The sequence below is a fragment of the Leclercia sp. UBA5958 genome (genome assembly GCF_002430365.1).
Taxonomy (GTDB): Bacteria; Pseudomonadota; Gammaproteobacteria; order Enterobacterales; family Enterobacteriaceae; genus Enterobacter; species Enterobacter pneumoniae.
Map to the genome: position 1 here is coordinate 354,945 of NZ_DJCE01000011.1, position 16,565 is coordinate 371,509.

Annotated in this window: 17 protein-coding genes; 3 read left to right on the forward strand and 14 right to left on the reverse strand. The window is 57.2% G+C overall.

Annotated elements, in window-relative coordinates:
- Nucleotides 1-13: 13 nt before the first annotated feature.
- From accD to pdxB, 5 genes are all read right to left on the reverse strand, one after another.
- Nucleotides 14-919 (reverse strand): acetyl-CoA carboxylase, carboxyltransferase subunit beta, encoded by a 906-nt coding sequence (gene accD, locus B2Q93_RS17095; RefSeq protein ID WP_040074637.1) that lies wholly within the window; start codon nucleotides 917-919, stop codon nucleotides 14-16.
- Nucleotides 920-1,073: 154 nt separating this feature from the next.
- On the reverse strand, nucleotides 1,074-1,733 hold the full coding sequence (locus B2Q93_RS17100; RefSeq protein ID WP_040074636.1) for a DedA family protein: 660 nt from the start codon (nucleotides 1,731-1,733) through the stop codon (nucleotides 1,074-1,076).
- Nucleotides 1,734-1,761: 28 nt separating this feature from the next.
- Nucleotides 1,762-2,574, reverse strand: a complete 813-nt coding sequence (truA, locus tag B2Q93_RS17105; protein WP_286933844.1) for a tRNA pseudouridine(38-40) synthase TruA — start codon at nucleotides 2,572-2,574, stop codon at nucleotides 1,762-1,764.
- On the reverse strand, nucleotides 2,574-3,587 hold the full coding sequence (locus B2Q93_RS17110; RefSeq protein ID WP_040074633.1) for an aspartate-semialdehyde dehydrogenase: 1,014 nt from the start codon (nucleotides 3,585-3,587) through the stop codon (nucleotides 2,574-2,576). Before B2Q93_RS17110 ends, truA begins: the two co-directional genes overlap by 1 nt.
- Before the next feature lie 63 nt (nucleotides 3,588-3,650).
- On the reverse strand, nucleotides 3,651-4,787 hold the full coding sequence (gene pdxB / locus B2Q93_RS17115; RefSeq protein WP_286933845.1) for a 4-phosphoerythronate dehydrogenase PdxB: 1,137 nt from the start codon (nucleotides 4,785-4,787) through the stop codon (nucleotides 3,651-3,653).
- A 114-nt stretch (nucleotides 4,788-4,901) separates the two neighbouring features.
- Between pdxB and flk the strand changes: the two genes are divergently transcribed.
- A complete protein-coding gene (gene flk, locus B2Q93_RS17120) occupies nucleotides 4,902-5,906 on the forward strand; it encodes a flagella biosynthesis regulator Flk (RefSeq protein ID WP_212477659.1) in 1,005 nt (334 codons plus the stop codon).
- Nucleotides 5,907-5,947: 41 nt separating this feature from the next.
- On the opposite strand, the gene B2Q93_RS17125 is transcribed toward flk, so the two are convergent.
- Both B2Q93_RS17125 and fabB read right to left on the reverse strand, forming a co-directional pair.
- Entirely contained in the window at nucleotides 5,948-7,123 is a 1,176-nt protein-coding gene (locus tag B2Q93_RS17125) for an MFS transporter (protein WP_286933846.1), read from the reverse strand.
- Nucleotides 7,124-7,329: 206 nt separating this feature from the next.
- Nucleotides 7,330-8,547, reverse strand: coding sequence for a beta-ketoacyl-ACP synthase I (gene fabB, locus B2Q93_RS17130; RefSeq protein ID WP_040074627.1), 1,218 nt, complete (start codon nucleotides 8,545-8,547; stop codon nucleotides 7,330-7,332).
- Between the two features lie 158 nt (nucleotides 8,548-8,705).
- On the opposite strand from fabB, the gene mnmC reads away from it, so the two are divergent.
- Nucleotides 8,706-10,706 (forward strand): bifunctional tRNA (5-methylaminomethyl-2-thiouridine)(34)-methyltransferase MnmD/FAD-dependent 5-carboxymethylaminomethyl-2-thiouridine(34) oxidoreductase MnmC, encoded by a 2,001-nt coding sequence (gene mnmC, locus B2Q93_RS17135; RefSeq protein ID WP_286933847.1) that lies wholly within the window; start codon nucleotides 8,706-8,708, stop codon nucleotides 10,704-10,706.
- A gap of 38 nt (nucleotides 10,707-10,744) precedes the next feature.
- Here mnmC and B2Q93_RS17140 read toward each other — a convergent pair whose 3' ends face one another.
- From B2Q93_RS17140 to prmB, 6 genes are all read right to left on the reverse strand, one after another.
- Nucleotides 10,745-11,023, reverse strand: coding sequence for a YfcL family protein (locus tag B2Q93_RS17140; RefSeq protein WP_040074625.1), 279 nt, complete (start codon nucleotides 11,021-11,023; stop codon nucleotides 10,745-10,747).
- Between the two features lie 9 nt (nucleotides 11,024-11,032).
- The gene (locus tag B2Q93_RS17145; RefSeq protein WP_040074624.1) at nucleotides 11,033-11,581 is read right to left on the reverse strand and encodes an elongation factor P hydroxylase; all 549 of its coding nucleotides are present in this window, start codon (nucleotides 11,579-11,581) and stop codon (nucleotides 11,033-11,035) included.
- Nucleotides 11,581-12,390: a sulfite exporter TauE/SafE family protein gene (locus tag B2Q93_RS17150; RefSeq protein ID WP_040074622.1), complete on the reverse strand. Its 810-nt coding sequence runs from the start codon at nucleotides 12,388-12,390 to the stop codon at nucleotides 11,581-11,583. The genes B2Q93_RS17145 and B2Q93_RS17150 overlap by 1 nt, the downstream gene beginning before the upstream one ends.
- Complete coding sequence (gene mepA, locus B2Q93_RS17155; RefSeq protein ID WP_286809454.1) at nucleotides 12,390-13,214, reverse strand: penicillin-insensitive murein endopeptidase; 825 nt, start codon at nucleotides 13,212-13,214, stop codon at nucleotides 12,390-12,392. Before mepA ends, B2Q93_RS17150 begins: the two co-directional genes overlap by 1 nt.
- Before the next feature lie 2 nt (nucleotides 13,215-13,216).
- Nucleotides 13,217-14,302: a chorismate synthase gene (aroC, locus tag B2Q93_RS17160; RefSeq protein WP_286809455.1), complete on the reverse strand. Its 1,086-nt coding sequence runs from the start codon at nucleotides 14,300-14,302 to the stop codon at nucleotides 13,217-13,219.
- Nucleotides 14,303-14,363: 61 nt separating this feature from the next.
- Nucleotides 14,364-15,296, reverse strand: a complete 933-nt coding sequence (gene prmB, locus B2Q93_RS17165; protein WP_040074619.1) for a 50S ribosomal protein L3 N(5)-glutamine methyltransferase — start codon at nucleotides 15,294-15,296, stop codon at nucleotides 14,364-14,366.
- Nucleotides 15,297-15,453: 157 nt separating this feature from the next.
- Between prmB and smrB the strand changes: the two genes are divergently transcribed.
- Nucleotides 15,454-16,005, forward strand: coding sequence for an endonuclease SmrB (gene smrB / locus B2Q93_RS17170; protein ID WP_040074618.1), 552 nt, complete (start codon nucleotides 15,454-15,456; stop codon nucleotides 16,003-16,005).
- 43 nt (nucleotides 16,006-16,048) lie between these two features.
- Here the strand turns inward: smrB and sixA are convergent, their stop codons facing one another.
- Nucleotides 16,049-16,534, reverse strand: coding sequence for a phosphohistidine phosphatase SixA (gene sixA, locus B2Q93_RS17175; RefSeq protein ID WP_207292163.1), 486 nt, complete (start codon nucleotides 16,532-16,534; stop codon nucleotides 16,049-16,051).
- Nucleotides 16,535-16,565 lie beyond the last annotated feature (31 nt).

The following is a 16,565-nucleotide window of genomic DNA, read 5'->3' on the forward strand; positions in this document are numbered from 1 at the left end:
CCCTTTGCAGTTATCAGGCCTCGGGTTCCTGATGCGGTACGACCACGCCTTCGCGCGGCTCATCCGGAGACGGCGATGGCAGATTCATCAGCTTCGCCAGGATGCTTGCCAGTTTCAGGCGCATTTCCGGGCGGCGGACGATCATGTCGATAGCGCCTTTCTCGATGAGGAATTCACTGCGCTGGAAGCCCGGCGGCAGTTTTTCACGTACCGTTTGTTCGATAACACGCGGACCGGCAAAACCGATCAGCGCTTTAGGTTCAGCCACGTTCAGGTCGCCCAGCATTGCAAAGCTCGCTGATACGCCGCCCATGGTCGGGTCGGTCAGGACGGAGATGTACGGCAGTCCACGCTCCTGCATTTTAGCCAGTGCCGCAGAGGTTTTCGCCATCTGCATCAGTGACATCAGCGCTTCCTGCATACGCGCCCCGCCGGAGGCGGAGAAGCAGATCAGCGGGCAGTTGTCTTCCAGCGCCTGCTCAACGGCACGCACGAAGCGCGCGCCCACGACAGAACCCATCGAGCCGCCCATAAAGGCGAACTCAAACGCCGCCGCGACAACCGGCATCTCGTGCAGCGTGCCTTTCATCACAACCAGGGCGTCTTTCTCGCCGGTCTCTTTCTGTGCAGAGGCCAGACGATCTTTGTATTTCTTGGAGTCACGGAACTTCAGCACGTCTTTCGGCTCAAGTTCGCTACCCAGTTCTACCAGAGATCCCTCATCCAGCAAGCTATGCAGGCGGTTACGCGCCGACATACGCATGTGATGGTCGCACTTCGGACAGACCTCAAGATTACGCTCGAGCTCGGCGCGGTACAGGACCTGACCGCAGCTGTCACACTTGGTCCACACCCCTTCAGGAATACTCGCCTTGCGGGTGGGGGTTATGTTGCTTTTAATTCGTTCAATCCAGCTCATTGATAACCTTTCTGCCTGAACCTGGTTCTATGCCAGTTTTGCTGTAAGGGGCGCATAATGCCATTTTTGCCCCCAACAGACCATGAATGTTGCACATTAAAACATAACAGCCCGAAACTTTGGACAAAAAAGTGGTCGAACCGCTAATGCGCCTTTACTTCGCTTGCTTTGCCGCCGCGCGTCGGTGACGAATAATCTCAATCACGCCCGGCAGGATGGACACCACAATTATCCCAACGATCAGGAGTTTAAGGTTTTCCTGAATCATCGGAATGGTGCCAAAGAAATAACCCGCGTAAGTAAAGCTGAGCACCCACAACAGGGCCCCCGTCACGTTATAGAGGGCAAAATGACGGTAGGACATATGCCCCATCCCCGCAACAAAGGGCGCAAACGTCCTGACGATAGGCACGAATCGCGCGAGGATAATGGTTTTTCCGCCGTGCTTCTCGTAAAACGCGTGGGTTTTATCCAGATAGCTGCGACGGAAAATTTTCGAGTTCGGGTTACTGAATAACCGCTCGCCGAACAACCGCCCTATAGTGTAGTTCACCGCATCGCCGACGATAGCGGCAATCAGCATTAGCACCACCATCAGGTGAACGTTCAGATCGTTGGTCTCAAGCGACGCCAGCGCGCCCGCGACAAACAGCAGCGAATCGCCCGGTAAAAACGGCGTAACCACCAGCCCGGTTTCACAAAACAGGATCACAAACAGAATGGCATACACCCAGACGCCGTATTGCGCCACCAGTTCAGCCAGGTGAACATCAATATGCAGAATGAAATCAATCAGAAAGCGAATTAAATCCATATTGTCTTAGCCTTAATTGCACATGCGCTTAGTCCGCTAAAAACAGCGGTCCCATTGGCGGCTTCGGTAGGTCAAAATGGTCCGGATAATCCACAGAGACCAGATACAGCCCTTCCGCTTTCGCCGTTGCTGCCGCCAGCGTTCTGTCCTTTGCCGCTAACAGCTCTGCAATCCAGCTCTCCGGCTGGTGTCCGGCACCCACTTCCATCAGGCTGCCTGTAATATTCCGCACCATATGATGTACAAAGGCATTGGCTTTGATGTCCACCACCACATACGCGCCATAACGACTGACGTTAATGTGCATCACGTTACGCCACGGTGTGCGCGACTGGCACTGCACCGCACGGAACGAGGTAAAATCATTTTCACCCAGCAGACTCTGGGCCGCGCGATGCATACGATCGGCATCCAGCGGCTCAAAGTAATGGGTCACCCCCTGGCCTAAGACCGCGGGGCGAAGACGCTGATTGTAGATGATGTAGCGATAACGGCGCGCGGTGGCGCTAAAGCGCGCGTGAAAATCATCCGGCACATCTTTCACCCAACGCACCGCGATGTCACCAGGTAAATTCGCATTTACACCCAGCGTCCATGCCGCGTCTTTACGCACCGCAGTAGTGGTGAAATGCACTACTTGGCCCGTGCCATGCACCCCCGCATCGGTACGACCGGCACAGAAGACGCTGATGGGTTCATTCGCCACCTGAGAGAGCGCTTTTTCCAGTTTTTCCTGGACGCTGCGCACCTCATTCTGGCGCTGCCAGCCATAATATTTACTGCCATCGTACTCAATGCCGAGGGCAATCTTATGTACTGGCTTGTGTTCCACTTCTGACATCAGTACAGATACTCCTGCACCAGTTTTTCGGCGATCTTCACCGCCATCAGCGCGCCGCCGAAACGGACGTTATCGGCAACCGACCAGAACTGTACCTGTTCCGGCATGCCGTAATCGTTACGCACACAGCCTACGGAAAGATGCCCGTTGCCCGTCGCGTCGCCGACCTGCGTCGGGAACTCACTCTCTTCGCTCAGGACAATATCCTCGCCGCGCGCAAAGGCATCGCGGGCCTCTTCTGCCGCCAGCGGGCGCAGCGCTTCGAAATTCACCATCTGAGCGTGGCCGTAGAAGACCGGCGACTGCACGCAGCTGGCGGAGATCATCAGCCCTTCGTCCTGCATAATTTTGCGGGTTTCATCGACAATACGGCGCTCATCAGCCACGCTACCTTCCCGATCCGGCAGGAGTGGCAACATATTGAAAGCCAGCTGACGTCCAAAGAAATCGTCTTCGTCGACAGGAATACCATTCAGTAGCTTCGCGCTCTGCCCTGCCAGGGCATCCACCGCTTTTTTACCCCGCGCGGAGGCGGAGAGCAGGCTGGTAACGGTGATGCGCGATAAGCCGCCATCGTCGATCAGCGGTTTCAGCGCGGTAAGCAGCTGGCTGGTGAGGCTGTTCGGCACGGCAATGATGTTGCGATTGCGATAGTCGGCCAGCACAAAGGGGTTAACATCCGGCACGACCAGCGGGACATCGGGTTCAAGGGCAAACAGACCGCTCAGGTCAATGACCAGACAGCCCGCATTGGTCGCCTCTTCGGCGTAGGCTGCGCTGGCTTCAACGCCCGCGGCGAAGAAGGCCAGTTGGGCCTGGGTCCAGTCGAACTGCGCGGCATCCTGTACCATTACCGATTTACCGGCAAAGCGCAGATACTCCCCCGCGCTCTCGGTACGCGCCAGGGCAAAGATCTCACCCACTGAGAACTGACGCTCGGCAAGCGTTTCAAGCAGGGCTTCGCCCACGGCACCCGTGGCGCCCAGTATGGCAATGTTCCAGCCTTCAGACATGGTGGTTTACTCCAGAAAAAAGCGTCCCTGCCGGGATCGCCGACAGGGAGCATAAAGAAGATATTAACGTACCGGATGATGAACGGCGTTGAAACCCAGCTTATGCAGCATGGACGCGGCATTGGCGTCATCACACATGATATACAGGGAAGACCATTCGCGACGCTCATGGTAATGCTTGCGCAGCTTGTCAAACTCACCCGGAATACCCGCCACTTTACGCAGCAGCGCGTCATCGCGGCGCACATCATACACTAAATGGACCAGCCTTTTTAGCGTCGACTCATCGAATGGGCCATGCAGCGTCAGGCGGCCGAACTCAGGCGTCGGCAGCAGCGTGTCGAGCGCCACCTGCTGCGCCTGGCCAATGAAGGCGCTGTAGGCCTCAAAGACCTGGGTGGTGCCGCGCGCTTTCCCCTCAAGGGTGTAGCCTGCAATGTGCGCGGTGCCAATATCCACCTTCGCCAGTAATTCGACGTTGAGATCCGGCTCCGGCTCCCACACGTCCAGTACCACGCTCAGATCCTGTCCGGCGTCGAGACGGTTCAGGAGCGTGGCGTTATCCACGACCGGCCCGCGACAGGCGTTAATCAGAATAGTGCCAGGCTTAAGGGCGCGGAGGAGTGCGTCGTCGACGAGGTGCAGCGATTTATAAGGACCATCTTTGAAGAGCGGGGTATGGAAAGTCAAAACGTCACACTCTGCCACCAGCTGCTCCAGCGAATGGAACTCGCCTTCGTCACCCCGATCGGCACGCGGCGGATCGCAAAGCAGCGTACGTATGCCTAGCGCCTCAAGGCGATTTTGCAGGCGACCGCCCACATTCCCCACCCCGATAATGCCCACGGTGCGATCGCGCAGGGCAAAGCCGTCGCGTTCGGCCAGCATTAAGAGAGCGGAAAAGACATACTCCACCACTGCAATGGCATTACAGCCGGGGGCGGCAGAAAAGCCAATACCGGCCTGTTTCAGCCATGTATCATCCACATGATCGGTGCCTGCTGTTGCGGTGCCGACAAATTTTACCGGCTTACCGGCCAGTAACGCCTCATTCACCTTCGTTACCGAGCGCACCATCAGGGCATCCGCGTCGTCCAGTTCCGCGACGGGGATGGGGCGACCAGCAACCGCTTTTACATCGCCCAGACGGCTGAAAAGCTCACGCGCGTAAGGCATATTTTCATCAACGAGGATTTTCACGGCTGAGTACCTGTTTGAGAGGAAGAAAACCTGCCAAGTGTGCCATAATCTCGCCGCCAGGCATACACGTAAACCCGGTTTACGGTGAGTAATGACTTTAAGGATTGATAGACGATGCAGCCCATTTCAGGCACGCCGCCGCGCCCTCCGGGTGAAGGCCCCGTAGCCCCTTCGAACGTTGGCGAACAGCCTCTCTCCACGCAGCAGCGCACCGTGCTGGAGCGCCTTATTACGCGTCTTATTGCGCTAACGTCGCAACAAAACGCGGAGGTCTGGGCCGGGGTTAAGCATGATCTGGGGCTGAAGAACGATACTCCGTTGCAATCGCGCCACTTCCCTGCGGCCGAACAGAATCTCAACCAGCGCCTTAACGCTGCGCAGCAGAATCACACTACGCGTCAGATGGTGTCACAACTGACGGAGTTGTTAAGCCAGGGGAATAACCGCCAGGCGGTGAGTGATTTTATTCGCCATGAGTTCGGACACACGGCGCTAAGCCAGTTGACGCCGGAGCAGCTAAAGACGGTGCTGACGCTTTTACAGAACAAAGAGCTGACCATCCCTCAGCCGCAACAGCGGCCCGCGACGGAACGTCCGCTTCAGCCTGCCGAGCACAACACCCTTAAACAGATGGTCACCCGGCTGGCTGCCGCTACCGGCGAGCCAACGAAGCTTATCTGGCAGTCGATGCTGGAGCTTTCAGGGGTGAAGGCGGGAGAGCTCATCCCGGCGAAACAGTTCACCCATCTGGTTACCTGGCTGCAGGCGCGCCAGACGCTGAATGCCCAGAGTGCGCCAACGCTGCACACGGTGCAGGCCGCGCTGAAACAGCCACTGGAGCCACAGGAGTTCGAGACGATACGCGACTATGCCCAGCAGAACTGGCAGGCGACGCCGCAAACGGTGCTGACGACCGCTCAGGTGCAGGATATCCTGAACCAGATCTTCGTTCGCCGTGCCGAACGTGAGAGCGGCGTGCCAGAGGCTCGCAATATTCAGCCTATTTACAGCCCGCTGTTTGCCCCGGTTGTAGAGACCTTCCGAACGCTGACTGCACGTCCGGGATTGATGTTTGTGGCGCTGATGGTCGCGCTGGCGCTGTTCTGGCTGGTGGTCTGACAGGCTTCTCCTCAAGGATGAGGAGATCCCCCGGCAGCGAGCTACCCTTTACGAAATGCCAGCAGCGTAACGACAATCCCCACGACGGCTGAAACGGCCCCTGCCAGAAATACCGACGGATAACCCATCGAGGTTGCCAGTAGCCCTGCCAGCGGGCCGGTTACGCCGTACGAGATATCCTGAAACGCCGCATAACCACCCAGTGCCGTGCCGCGCACCTGCGGCGCCACACGCTTCACCACTTCTACGCCCAGCGCCGGGAAGATGAGCGAACAACCGCAGCCGGTTAGCGCCGCCCCGAGGAGTGCAACCGAAGCCACTGGCGCTTGCCACAACATCAGCAGACCTACCGTCTCGATCGCCAGCGACGCGACGGCAACCTTCACCCCGCCAAAGCGATCCGGCATCCAGCCAAAAAGCACGCGCATCAGTACAAAAGCTCCGCCAAACGCCGTCAGGGTAAAGCCCGCCATTGCCCAGCCGCGGCTCATAAAGTAGAGCGACACGAAGGTCCCAATAACGGCGAATCCCACTCCCTGCAACGCCAGCCCCAGACCTGGCTGCCAGATCTGCCCGACTACGCTCCATAGCGACGGTCGCTCGCCTTTATGGGCAGGCACCTTTCGTACCGGGCCATTAAAGGCCCAGGCCAGCAATGGCAGTAGCATGGTGGTGCCAGCCAGCGCAGCAAAACCAAAATGGCTGTGAATCAGCAGGCCCAGCGGCGCACCCGCCGCCAGAGCACCGTAGATAGCCATACCGTTCCAGGACATCACTTTCCCGGAGCGCGCAGGGCCAACCAGCCCCATTCCCCAGGTGAGGGTCCCGGTCAGAAGCTGGCTTTCACCAAAGCCCAGAATAAGGCGACCTACAATGAGCAGCGCGAATTTCACCACTGCATCCACCGGCAGTAGCGCCGCCAGCAGCCAGGCACCGCCGGCCAGCCCACAGGCAAACATTCCCTGTAACGCCGAACGTTTGGCGCCATGCTGATCCGCCAGTCGCCCGGCGTAGCCACGGGTTAGTACGGTAGCTAAAAACTGTATACCCACGGCAATGCCGACCAAAGTATTGCCGTAGCCCAGCTCCTGGTGAACAAACAGGGGGATCACCGGTAGCGGCAAGCCGACGGTCATGTAGGTGAGAAACACCGCGAAGGCGATGCGAAACAGCGAGACATTCGCTGAAGAGGTTTCTTGTTGGGTTATTGCTATCATGCTTTACTCCGAAATGAAGAGTAAGGCGGGGAGAAATGCCACGCCCCCTCTACCTGACGATCAGGATTAAGGTGCGTTGGTTGACGTTAAACGCTTACGCATTACCGTGATGATAATGTTGAGCCAGGAAGTTTGCCTGCCGGATCAGCACCTTGTCAACGTAAAAAAGGGAGCCCTAAGGCTCCCTTTTTGCAAACTGCCTGAACTTACGCGTTCAGCTTACGCATTACCAGCGTGGCATTGGTACCACCAAAACCGAAGCTGTTAGACATAACAGTATTCAGTTCACGCTCGGTTGGCGCGGTCACGATGTTCAGACCCGCAGCCTGCTCGTCCATCTCCTCGATGTTGATGCTTGGGGCAATAAAGCCGTGTTCCAGCATCAGCAGAGAGTAGATAGCTTCCTGCACGCCAGCTGCACCCAGAGAGTGGCCGGTCATCGCTTTGGTTGCAGAAATAGCCGGGCTGTTGTCGCCGAAGACTTCACGAATCGCACCCAGTTCTTTCACATCGCCTACCGGCGTGGAGGTGCCGTGGGAGTTCAGGTAATCGATTGGGGTGTCAATGCCGTGCATCGCCATCTTCATGCAGCGCACTGCGCCTTCGCCAGACGGAGCAACCATATCTGCACCATCGGAAGTTGCACCGTAGCCAACGATTTCAGCGTAGATGTGAGCACCACGCGCCAGGGCGTGTTCCAGCTCTTCAACCACAACCATGCCGCCGCCGCCTGCGATAACGAAACCGTCACGGTTTGCATCATAGGTACGGGAAGCCTGGTCAGGCGTTTCATTGTACTTGGTAGAGAGCGCACCCATTGCGTCGAACTCACAGGCCATTTCCCAGCCCAGCTCTTCGCCGCCGCCAGCAAACACGATGTCCTGTTTACCTAACTGGATCTGCTCAACCGCGTTACCGATGCAGTGCGCGGAGGTCGCACAGGCAGAGCTGATGGAGTAGTTAACGCCATGGATTTTGAAAGGGGTTGCCAGGCACGCGGAGACCGCAGAACCCATTGCTTTGGTGACGACATACGGGCCAACCGCTTTCAGACCACGCGGGCTACGCATTGCGTCAGCACCAAATACCTGCGCCTTAGACGAACCACCGGAACCGGCGATCAGACCCACACGTGGGTTGTTCTGATAAACGTCTTCGCTCAGGCCAGCATCAGCAATCGCTTCCTGCATGGAGAGATAAGCATAAATAGAGGCATCGTTCATGAAACGAACCACTTTGCGGTCGATCAAACCGGTGGTGTCCAGTTTGACGTTACCCCATACGTGGCTACGCATACCTGAATCTTTAAACTCTTCAGAGAAAGTGATCCCGGAGCGTCCTTCACGCAGAGATGCCAGGACTTCCTGCTGGTTATTACCGATGCTGGAAACGATGCCCAGGCCAGTAATCACTGCACGTTTCATTCAATACCTCTGTAAGTCGCACTAAAGTAAGTTTCGAGTCGCACAATAGCGTACACTTGTACGCCGAACAAGTCCGATCAGCCAATTTCTGCGGAAATTTGCACCCTCACGCACACATCGCTAAGATCGTGCCACTGCCTGTCAGACGAGTAACTTACGTGAAACATAACGCTATACAACCCGCCAACCTCGAATTCAACGCTGAGGGTACACCTGTTTCCCGAGATTTTGATGACGTCTACTTCTCTAATGATAACGGACTGGAGGAAACTCGTTATGTTTTCCTCAACGGAAACCACATTCTTTCGCGCTTCCCTGACCACCCGCGCAGCCAGTTTGTGGTGGCTGAGAGCGGTTTTGGTACGGGTTTAAACTTTCTTACCCTCTGGCAGGCGTTTGCGCATTTCCGCACCGCACACCCCGACGCTACCCTGCAAAGATTACATTTCATCAGTTTTGAAAAATTTCCGCTGACCCAGGACGACTTGATCCTTTCGCATCAGCACTGGCCAGAACTCGCCCCCTTTGCAGAGCAGCTGCAAAAGCAGTGGCCCCTGCCGCTGCCGGGGTGCCATCGCCTGATCATGGACGAGGGGCGCGTCACACTCGATCTGTGGCTTGGGGACATCAACGCGCTAACCGAAACCCTGGATGACTCGCTTAATCAGAAGGTCGATGCCTGGTTTTTAGATGGCTTTGCCCCGGCGAAAAATCCGGAGATGTGGAATGACAATCTGTTTTCTGCAATGGCGCGCCTGGTGCGCCCGGGCGGGACATTTGCGACCTTTACCTGCGCCGGTTTTGTCCGTCGCGGGTTAAAAGAGGCCGGTTTCAGCGTGCAGAAGGTAAAAGGTTTTGGCCGCAAACGGGAAATGCTGGTGGGGGTGATGGAGCAGGACAACGCCTCCCCGGCCCGCGCCCCCTGGTTTGCCCGCAGCGGCAGTGAGAAACGGGAAACGGCCATTATCGGCGGCGGCGTCGCCAGTGCCCTTCTCGCGCTGGCCCTGATTCAGCGCGGCTGGCAGGTCACCTTGTACTGCGCCGACGACGCCCCGGCCGCGGGAGCGTCCGGCAATCGCCAGGGGGCGCTTTACCCGCTACTCAGCGCTCACGATCCGGCCCTGAGCCGCTTTTTCCCGGCGGCCTTTACTTTCGCCCGTCGTTTCTACGATGCCCTGCCGGTTAGCTTTGATCATGACTGGTGCGGTGTAACCCAGCTCGGCTGGGATGAAAAAAGTCAGCAAAAAATCGACCAGATGCTTTCACTGGGGCTGCCGGCTCCCCTCGCCGCAGCGGTGAACGCGGAGCAGGTGCAGGAAACAACCGGGGTGGAAACCGGCTGCGGTGGCATTCAGTACCCGCTCGGCGGCTGGCTCTGCCCGGCAGAACTCACCGCAGGCGCTATCGCCCTCGCCTGCCAGCGCGGTTTACAGGTGCACTACGCCCGCACCGCAGCATCTTTAACGCGTGAAGAGGCACAGTGGACGATTACCTTTAGCGACGGCCAGCGCGAGCAGCATCACGCGGTAGTGCTGGCCAACGGGGAAAATATAAGTGGGTTCAGTCAGACAGAGGCCCTACCGGTCTATCCGGTGAGTGGCCAGGTCAGCCATATTCCGGCGGCACCTCGGCTCAGCCAGCTGCGCCAGGTACTCTGTTATGACGGCTACCTCACGCCACAGAATCCCTCCAACGGCCAGCACTGTATTGGCGCCAGTTATCATCGCGGCGAGACCGAGGCTCGCTATCGCGATGAAGATCAGCAGCATAATCGTCAGCGCTTGCTGGACTGCTTCCCCAGTGCTGAGTGGGCTAAAGAGGTGGATGTCAGCGGCAAGCAGGCCCGTAACGGGGTGCGCTGCGCCTCGCGCGATCATCTGCCGATGATCGGTAACGCGGCAGATTACGACGCCACGCTGGCGCGCTATGCCGATCTGGTAGGCAATAAAGAGAAGGCCGACTCTGCGCCGGTGTGGCCCGATCTCTATCTGCTGGGTGCGCTGGGTTCGCGTGGCCTCTGCTCCGCGCCGCTGGCGGCAGAGGTGCTGGCATCGCAAATGAGTAATGAGCCTATTCCGCTGGATGCGACGACCCTGGCGGGATTGAATCCGAACCGGCTATGGGTGAGAAAATTGCTAAAAGGAAAGCAGGTAAAATAGGGGTACTTCCCTCTCCCGCGGGAGAGGGAGGGTAAAGCTTAGTGCTTGCTGGCCTGCTGGAACAGGTTGTCCCACATGCCCACCACCAGAGACTGGTCGCGCGGGTTGAGTTCACCGGCCTGAATCGCTTTTTCAAGGCTGCGGCTCACCCCCTGGTGCACGGCCTGCGGAGAGTGATCGTCACCCGCTTCCAGCTCGGCAATCGCCAGCGTCAGGTGCCCACGCAGATAACCGCTGGCAAACAGTTCATCGTCACTGGCGTGCTCTACCATGTCATCAATTAACGCCAGGATGCGTGATTCAAATTCTGCGATCATCTTCTTTCCTCAATTAAGATCTTCCGGCCACGGGAACTGCTCCGCCGTTATGGCCGGTGTGTGATAATAGTTTTGCAGCGCCTGGATAAAGCGCGCCGGGCGTTCCGGTATTCCCTTATCCAGGTACGTCATGACCTGCGCATGCACGCGACGTTGAAACGCGATACGATCCGGTTCGCACTCGCCTTCCAGATTGTCGCAGCTGACGTTAAAGGGAAAACCCGCCGCGACGCAGAACAACCATTCGAGGGACTGCGGTTTCACTTCCACATCCTCAAATTGCCCCTGCGTCGCGGCGTCGCGACCGTCCGGGCAGTACCAGTACCCGAAATCGACCTGCTCGCGGCGGGCTTTTCCGGCAATGCACCAGTGTGAGATCTCGTGCATGGCGCTGGCGTAAAATCCGTGGGCAAAGACGATCCGGTTGTACGGCACTTCCGCATCTGCAGGAAGATAGATCGGTTCGTCGTCGCCTTTAATCAGACGGGTATTAAAATCATCGGCAAAGCAGCCGTCGAAAATGGCGATCAGCTGTTCATATTTATGCGTACTGTTCATTAGTTCATCCCCAACCAGCTGAGGATCTCCTGTCCGTGGCTGTCATAAAGTAGTTTTGCACTCATCACCGCCGAGACGATCACTATCATCGGACGAATGAGCTGTTGCCCTTTGCTGAGCACCAGGCGCGACCCCATTCGCGCTCCAAGAAATTGTCCTGCCATCATGACAAAACCGGTTGCCCAGATCACCTTACCGCCGATGATAAACAGCAGCAGGCCGCCCAGATTCGAGGTGGCGTTGAGCATTTTGGCATGGGCGGTGGATTTAGCGAGGTTAAAACCGGCCAGGGTGACAAAGGCCAGCGCGTAGAACGACCCGGCCCCCGGCCCGAAAAAGCCGTCGTAGAATCCCACGCAACCCCCGGCGATGAGGGCAAACGGCAGACCGTGCAGTCGGCGCTGGCGGTCCTCTTCGCCCAGTTTTGGCATAAGCAGGAAGTAGAGACCAATGCAGATGACCAGCAGCGGCAGGATTTGACGTAAGATGTCGGACTGAACGTGCTGCACCAGCAGCGCCCCGCTCGTTGAGCCGATAAAGGTCATCAAAATATTGAGTTTCTGATCGGCAATGCTGACCACTTTTCGGCGTACAAAATAGAGCGTGGCGGAGACGGATCCCCCGCAGGCCTGCAGCTTATTGGTCGCCAGCGCTTGCGCCGGGCTCATCCCTACCGCTAACAGCGCAGGGACAGTTAACAAGCCGCCGCCGCCCGCCAGGGCATCGATAAAGCCCGCCAGCATAGCGACAAAAAAAAGTGCCAGCAGCAGCAGCGGTGACACCATAAATAACTCAACGAAATTATCCATTACAGTACATGCTCGTCCAGTAGCGCCTGACAGGAAGGGGGCAGCGGAGGCGGTGTCTTCTTCTCAGGTTTAGTGGTACCCGGTTTTGGCGGTTCAAACCAGCTTTGTAACTCCATGCCACAGCCGTCGCCATCCGGAGGCAAAGGCTGATCTTCACACTCCAGGCTGTTTGCCGGGCAGCGCAGCCGGACGTGCATATGCGCGCGATGCTGGAACCACGGCCGCACTTTGCGTAGCCAGTCACGATCGCTGCCGGCATCCTGGCAAAGACGCTGTTTAATGGCCGGGTTAACAAAGATGCGCGTCACGTCGTTGTCTTTTGCCGCAAGCTTGATCAGGCTAAATACCTCGGGGGTCCAGAGCGACGGCACCACGTTTTTGCCGTCACGCGCCACCAAATCCAGCGCCTGGGGCTTTAATAATTGCGAAGACGTCCAGCGTGTTTTAGGGAGTTGCAGGAAGATATCGACATCCAGCCCGGTCTGATGGCTGGCGTGGCCGCCATTGAAGCGCCCGCCCGCTGGCATCCCCATATCGCCTATCAGCATCGTTCCCAGCCCGAGAGTGTTAACCTGGGTACCCAAACGTTCGATAAACGAGACCAGATCCGGATGGCCGAAGTAACGTCGCTGATCGGTGCGCATGACTTGATACGTGCTGGATTGTAACGGCAGCGCTTGCGCGCCGACGATACAGCCGTTTGAGAAGGCGCCAATTGACTGCGCGCTTCCCGCCACCGGATGGGTAATCTTCTGCCACGGCGTCGCTGCCAGGCTGGCTCCGCTGGCAACCAGCGCCAGCAGAGCAATTGCGGTTTTTTTCATGTTTACCAGCGTGGAATGGTGGTCGTCACATCCGCATTCTGCGCGCGCTGGCGCAGGAAGTGATCCATCAGCACGATGGCCAGCATCGCTTCTGCGATCGGCACCGCGCGGATCCCCACACAAGGATCGTGACGCCCTTTGGTGATCATCTCAACGTCTTCGCCAGAGCGGTTAATCGTGTGACCCGGCACGGTGATGCTGGAGGTCGGTTTCAGCGCAATATTGGCCACAATGTGCTGACCGCTGCTGATACCACCCAGAATGCCGCCCGCATGATTGCTCTGGAAGCCCTCTTTGGTAATTTCATCGCGATTCTGACTACCGCGCAGCGCCACAACGCCGAAACCGTCGCCAATCTCCACCCCTTTCACGGCGTTGATGCTCATCATCGCGTGGGCGATATCAGCATCCAGGCGGTCGAAGACCGGTTCACCCCAGCCCGCAGGAACGCCCTCCGCCACAACCGTGACTTTGGCACCGATGGAGTCGCCCTCTTTTTTCAGGCCACGCATCAGTTCGTCCAGCGCCTCAAGTTTATCGGCATCGGCGCAGAAGAACGGGTTTTGTTCGACCTGATCCCAGTCTTTGATGGCCAGCGGAATGTCGCCCATCTGGGTCAGGCAGCCGCGGATCACGATGCCAAATTTCTGGGCCAGGTATTTCTTGGCAATCGCCCCTGCCGCCACGCGCATCGCTGTCTCACGCGCGGAAGAGCGTCCGCCGCCGCGATAGTCGCGAAAACCGTATTTTTGTTCGTAGGTGTAATCGGCATGGCCCGGACGGAACACATCTTTAATGGCGCCGTAATCCTGCGAGCGCTGGTCAGTGTTTTCAATCAGCAGACCAATGCTGGTGCCGGTTGTGCGGCCTTCGAAAACGCCGGAAAGGATCTTGACGCTGTCCGGCTCGCGACGCTGCGTGGTGTAGCGCGAGGTGCCCGGACGACGGCGGTCGAGGTCGTGCTGTAAATCCGCTTCTGTCAGTTCGATGCCTGGCGGCACGCCATCAACGATACAGCCCAGCGCCAGCCCGTGTGACTCACCGAACGTGGTCACGCGGAATAATTGTCCAATACTGTTTCCTGCCATCACGGCTCCGTTGTCGTTGTTCTGTATTTGAGCGTTGTGAAACGGGCCGAAGCCCGCTGGATTAATCTTTGTAGATGCTGAAGTATTCACGCGCTGCGATCAGCTGCGCTTTGGTCAGCATAAAGACGCCGTCGCCACCGTTGTCAAATTCGAGCCAGGTGAACGGCACATCCGGGTACTGCTCTATCAGATGTACCATGCTGTTGCCCACTTCACAAATCAGAACGCCGTCGTCGGTCAGGTACTCTGGCGCGCAGGCCAGAATGCGGCGGGTCAGTTTCAGGCCGTCGCTACCGGAGGCAAGACCCAGCTCTGGTTCGTGGCGATACTCGTTTGGCAGATCGGACATATCTTCCGCATCGACGTACGGCGGGTTGGTGACAATCAGATCATATTGCAGCTTCGGCAAATCGCGGAACAGATCGGAGCGGATCGGCGTAACGTGATGGATCAGGCCATGCTCTTCGATGTTATGTTCCGTCACCGCCAGCGCGTCGGAAGAGATATCGACCGCATCCACCTCCGCTTCCGGGAAGGCGTAAGCACAGGCAATGGCTATACAGCCGCTACCGGTGCACATATCCAGAATATGTTCAGGCTGATGGTCGATAAGGCCAGAGAACTGATTGTTAATCAGCTCACCAATAGGCGAACGCGGAACCAGCACGCGCTCATCAACGTAGAATTCGTGGCCGCAGAACCAGGCTTTATTGGTGAGGTAGGCTACCGGAATACGCTCGTTCACGCGGCGAATGACGCGCTCAACGATACGGTGTTTCTCGCTGGAGGTCAGGCGCGCAGTGCGCATATCTTCCGGGATATCCAGTGGCAGATAGAGCGACGGCAGCACTAACTGCACCGCTTCGTCCCACGGGTTATCAGTACCGTGACCATACCAGATGTTGGCGGCGCTGAAGCGGCTAACCGACCAACGCAACATGTCCTGAATGGTATGCAGCTCATTCACTGCTTCATCGACAAATATTTTATCCACTTTTCCCTCCAGGGCATGCTCGCTAATTTTTCGGCGGCTAGTTTGCCATGAAGACGGCGATAAATCAGCATTGTCAGCAACGGCTGGCGTTTAAAAAATGCGTTTTGCGGGGCGGGGAGTCAGGTACACTGTGGCAAACAGAAGATGAGACGACCAAATGAAAAAGAAAACATCGCTCAGCGAGGAGGATCAAACGCTGTTTCGTCAGCTCATGACCGGCACGCGTAAAATTAAGCAGGACACCTTTGTCCACCGCCCGCAGCGTAAAAAAATCACCGAGCTACCGGTAAAACGCCTGATCTCAGAGCAGGCCGATGCCAGCCACTATTTCTCGGATGAATTTCAGCCGCTGCTGAATACGGAAGGGGCGATGAAGTATGTGCGCCCGGATGTGAGCCACTTCGAGCTGAAGAAATTGCGTCGGGGAGATTATTCGCCGGAATTATTTCTCGATCTGCACGGATTAACCCAGATGCAGGCCAAACAGGAGCTGGGCGCATTGATCGCCGCCTGCCGTCGGGAGCATGTTTTCTGCGCCTGCGTGATGCACGGCCACGGAAAGCATATTCTTAAACAGCAAACCCCGCTCTGGCTTGCCCAGCATCCGCATATTATGGCTTTTCATCAGGCACCCAAAGAGTACGGTGGAGATGCCGCATTACTGGTGCTGATTGAGGTAGAAGAGTGGCAACCGCCTGAGCTGCCCTGACAGAAAGGCGGGTGCTAAGCGCCCCGCCTTAATGACATTGGCGTCAGATGGCTTTGGCCATCTTTAGATTGCAAGGGCCGATCTGCCAGTTAAATACCCCTTTACCCGACTCATCGAGGGTGACATTCGCTATCCCTGAGGTGCTGAACATCGGCGGCGTTTCGCCCGGGCAGAGTTCAGAAACCAGATAACCAACCAGTGGCAGGTGGGAGATGATCAGCGCCGAGGCGACACCTTCATTGCACAGGGCCTGAAGATAGGCACTGACCAGACCGACATCGCCGCCCGGAGTAAGCTCAGGCAGAACATCGACCTCTTTTGGCAGGTTCATACACTCCCCTACCACATCCAGCGTCTGTTCAGCTCGCAGATACGGGCTCACCAGGACACGTTCAATATCCACTTTTTGCCCTTTCAGCCAGGTAGCCATCTGACGGGATTCGTCACAGCCGCAAGGTGTAAGAGGACGGACAGAGTCACTGGCGGCTTCAAGAGCCGCGTCGCCGTGACGCATGATAAAAACTTGCATATTGCACCGCTTTTGTTGACCAGGATCATCG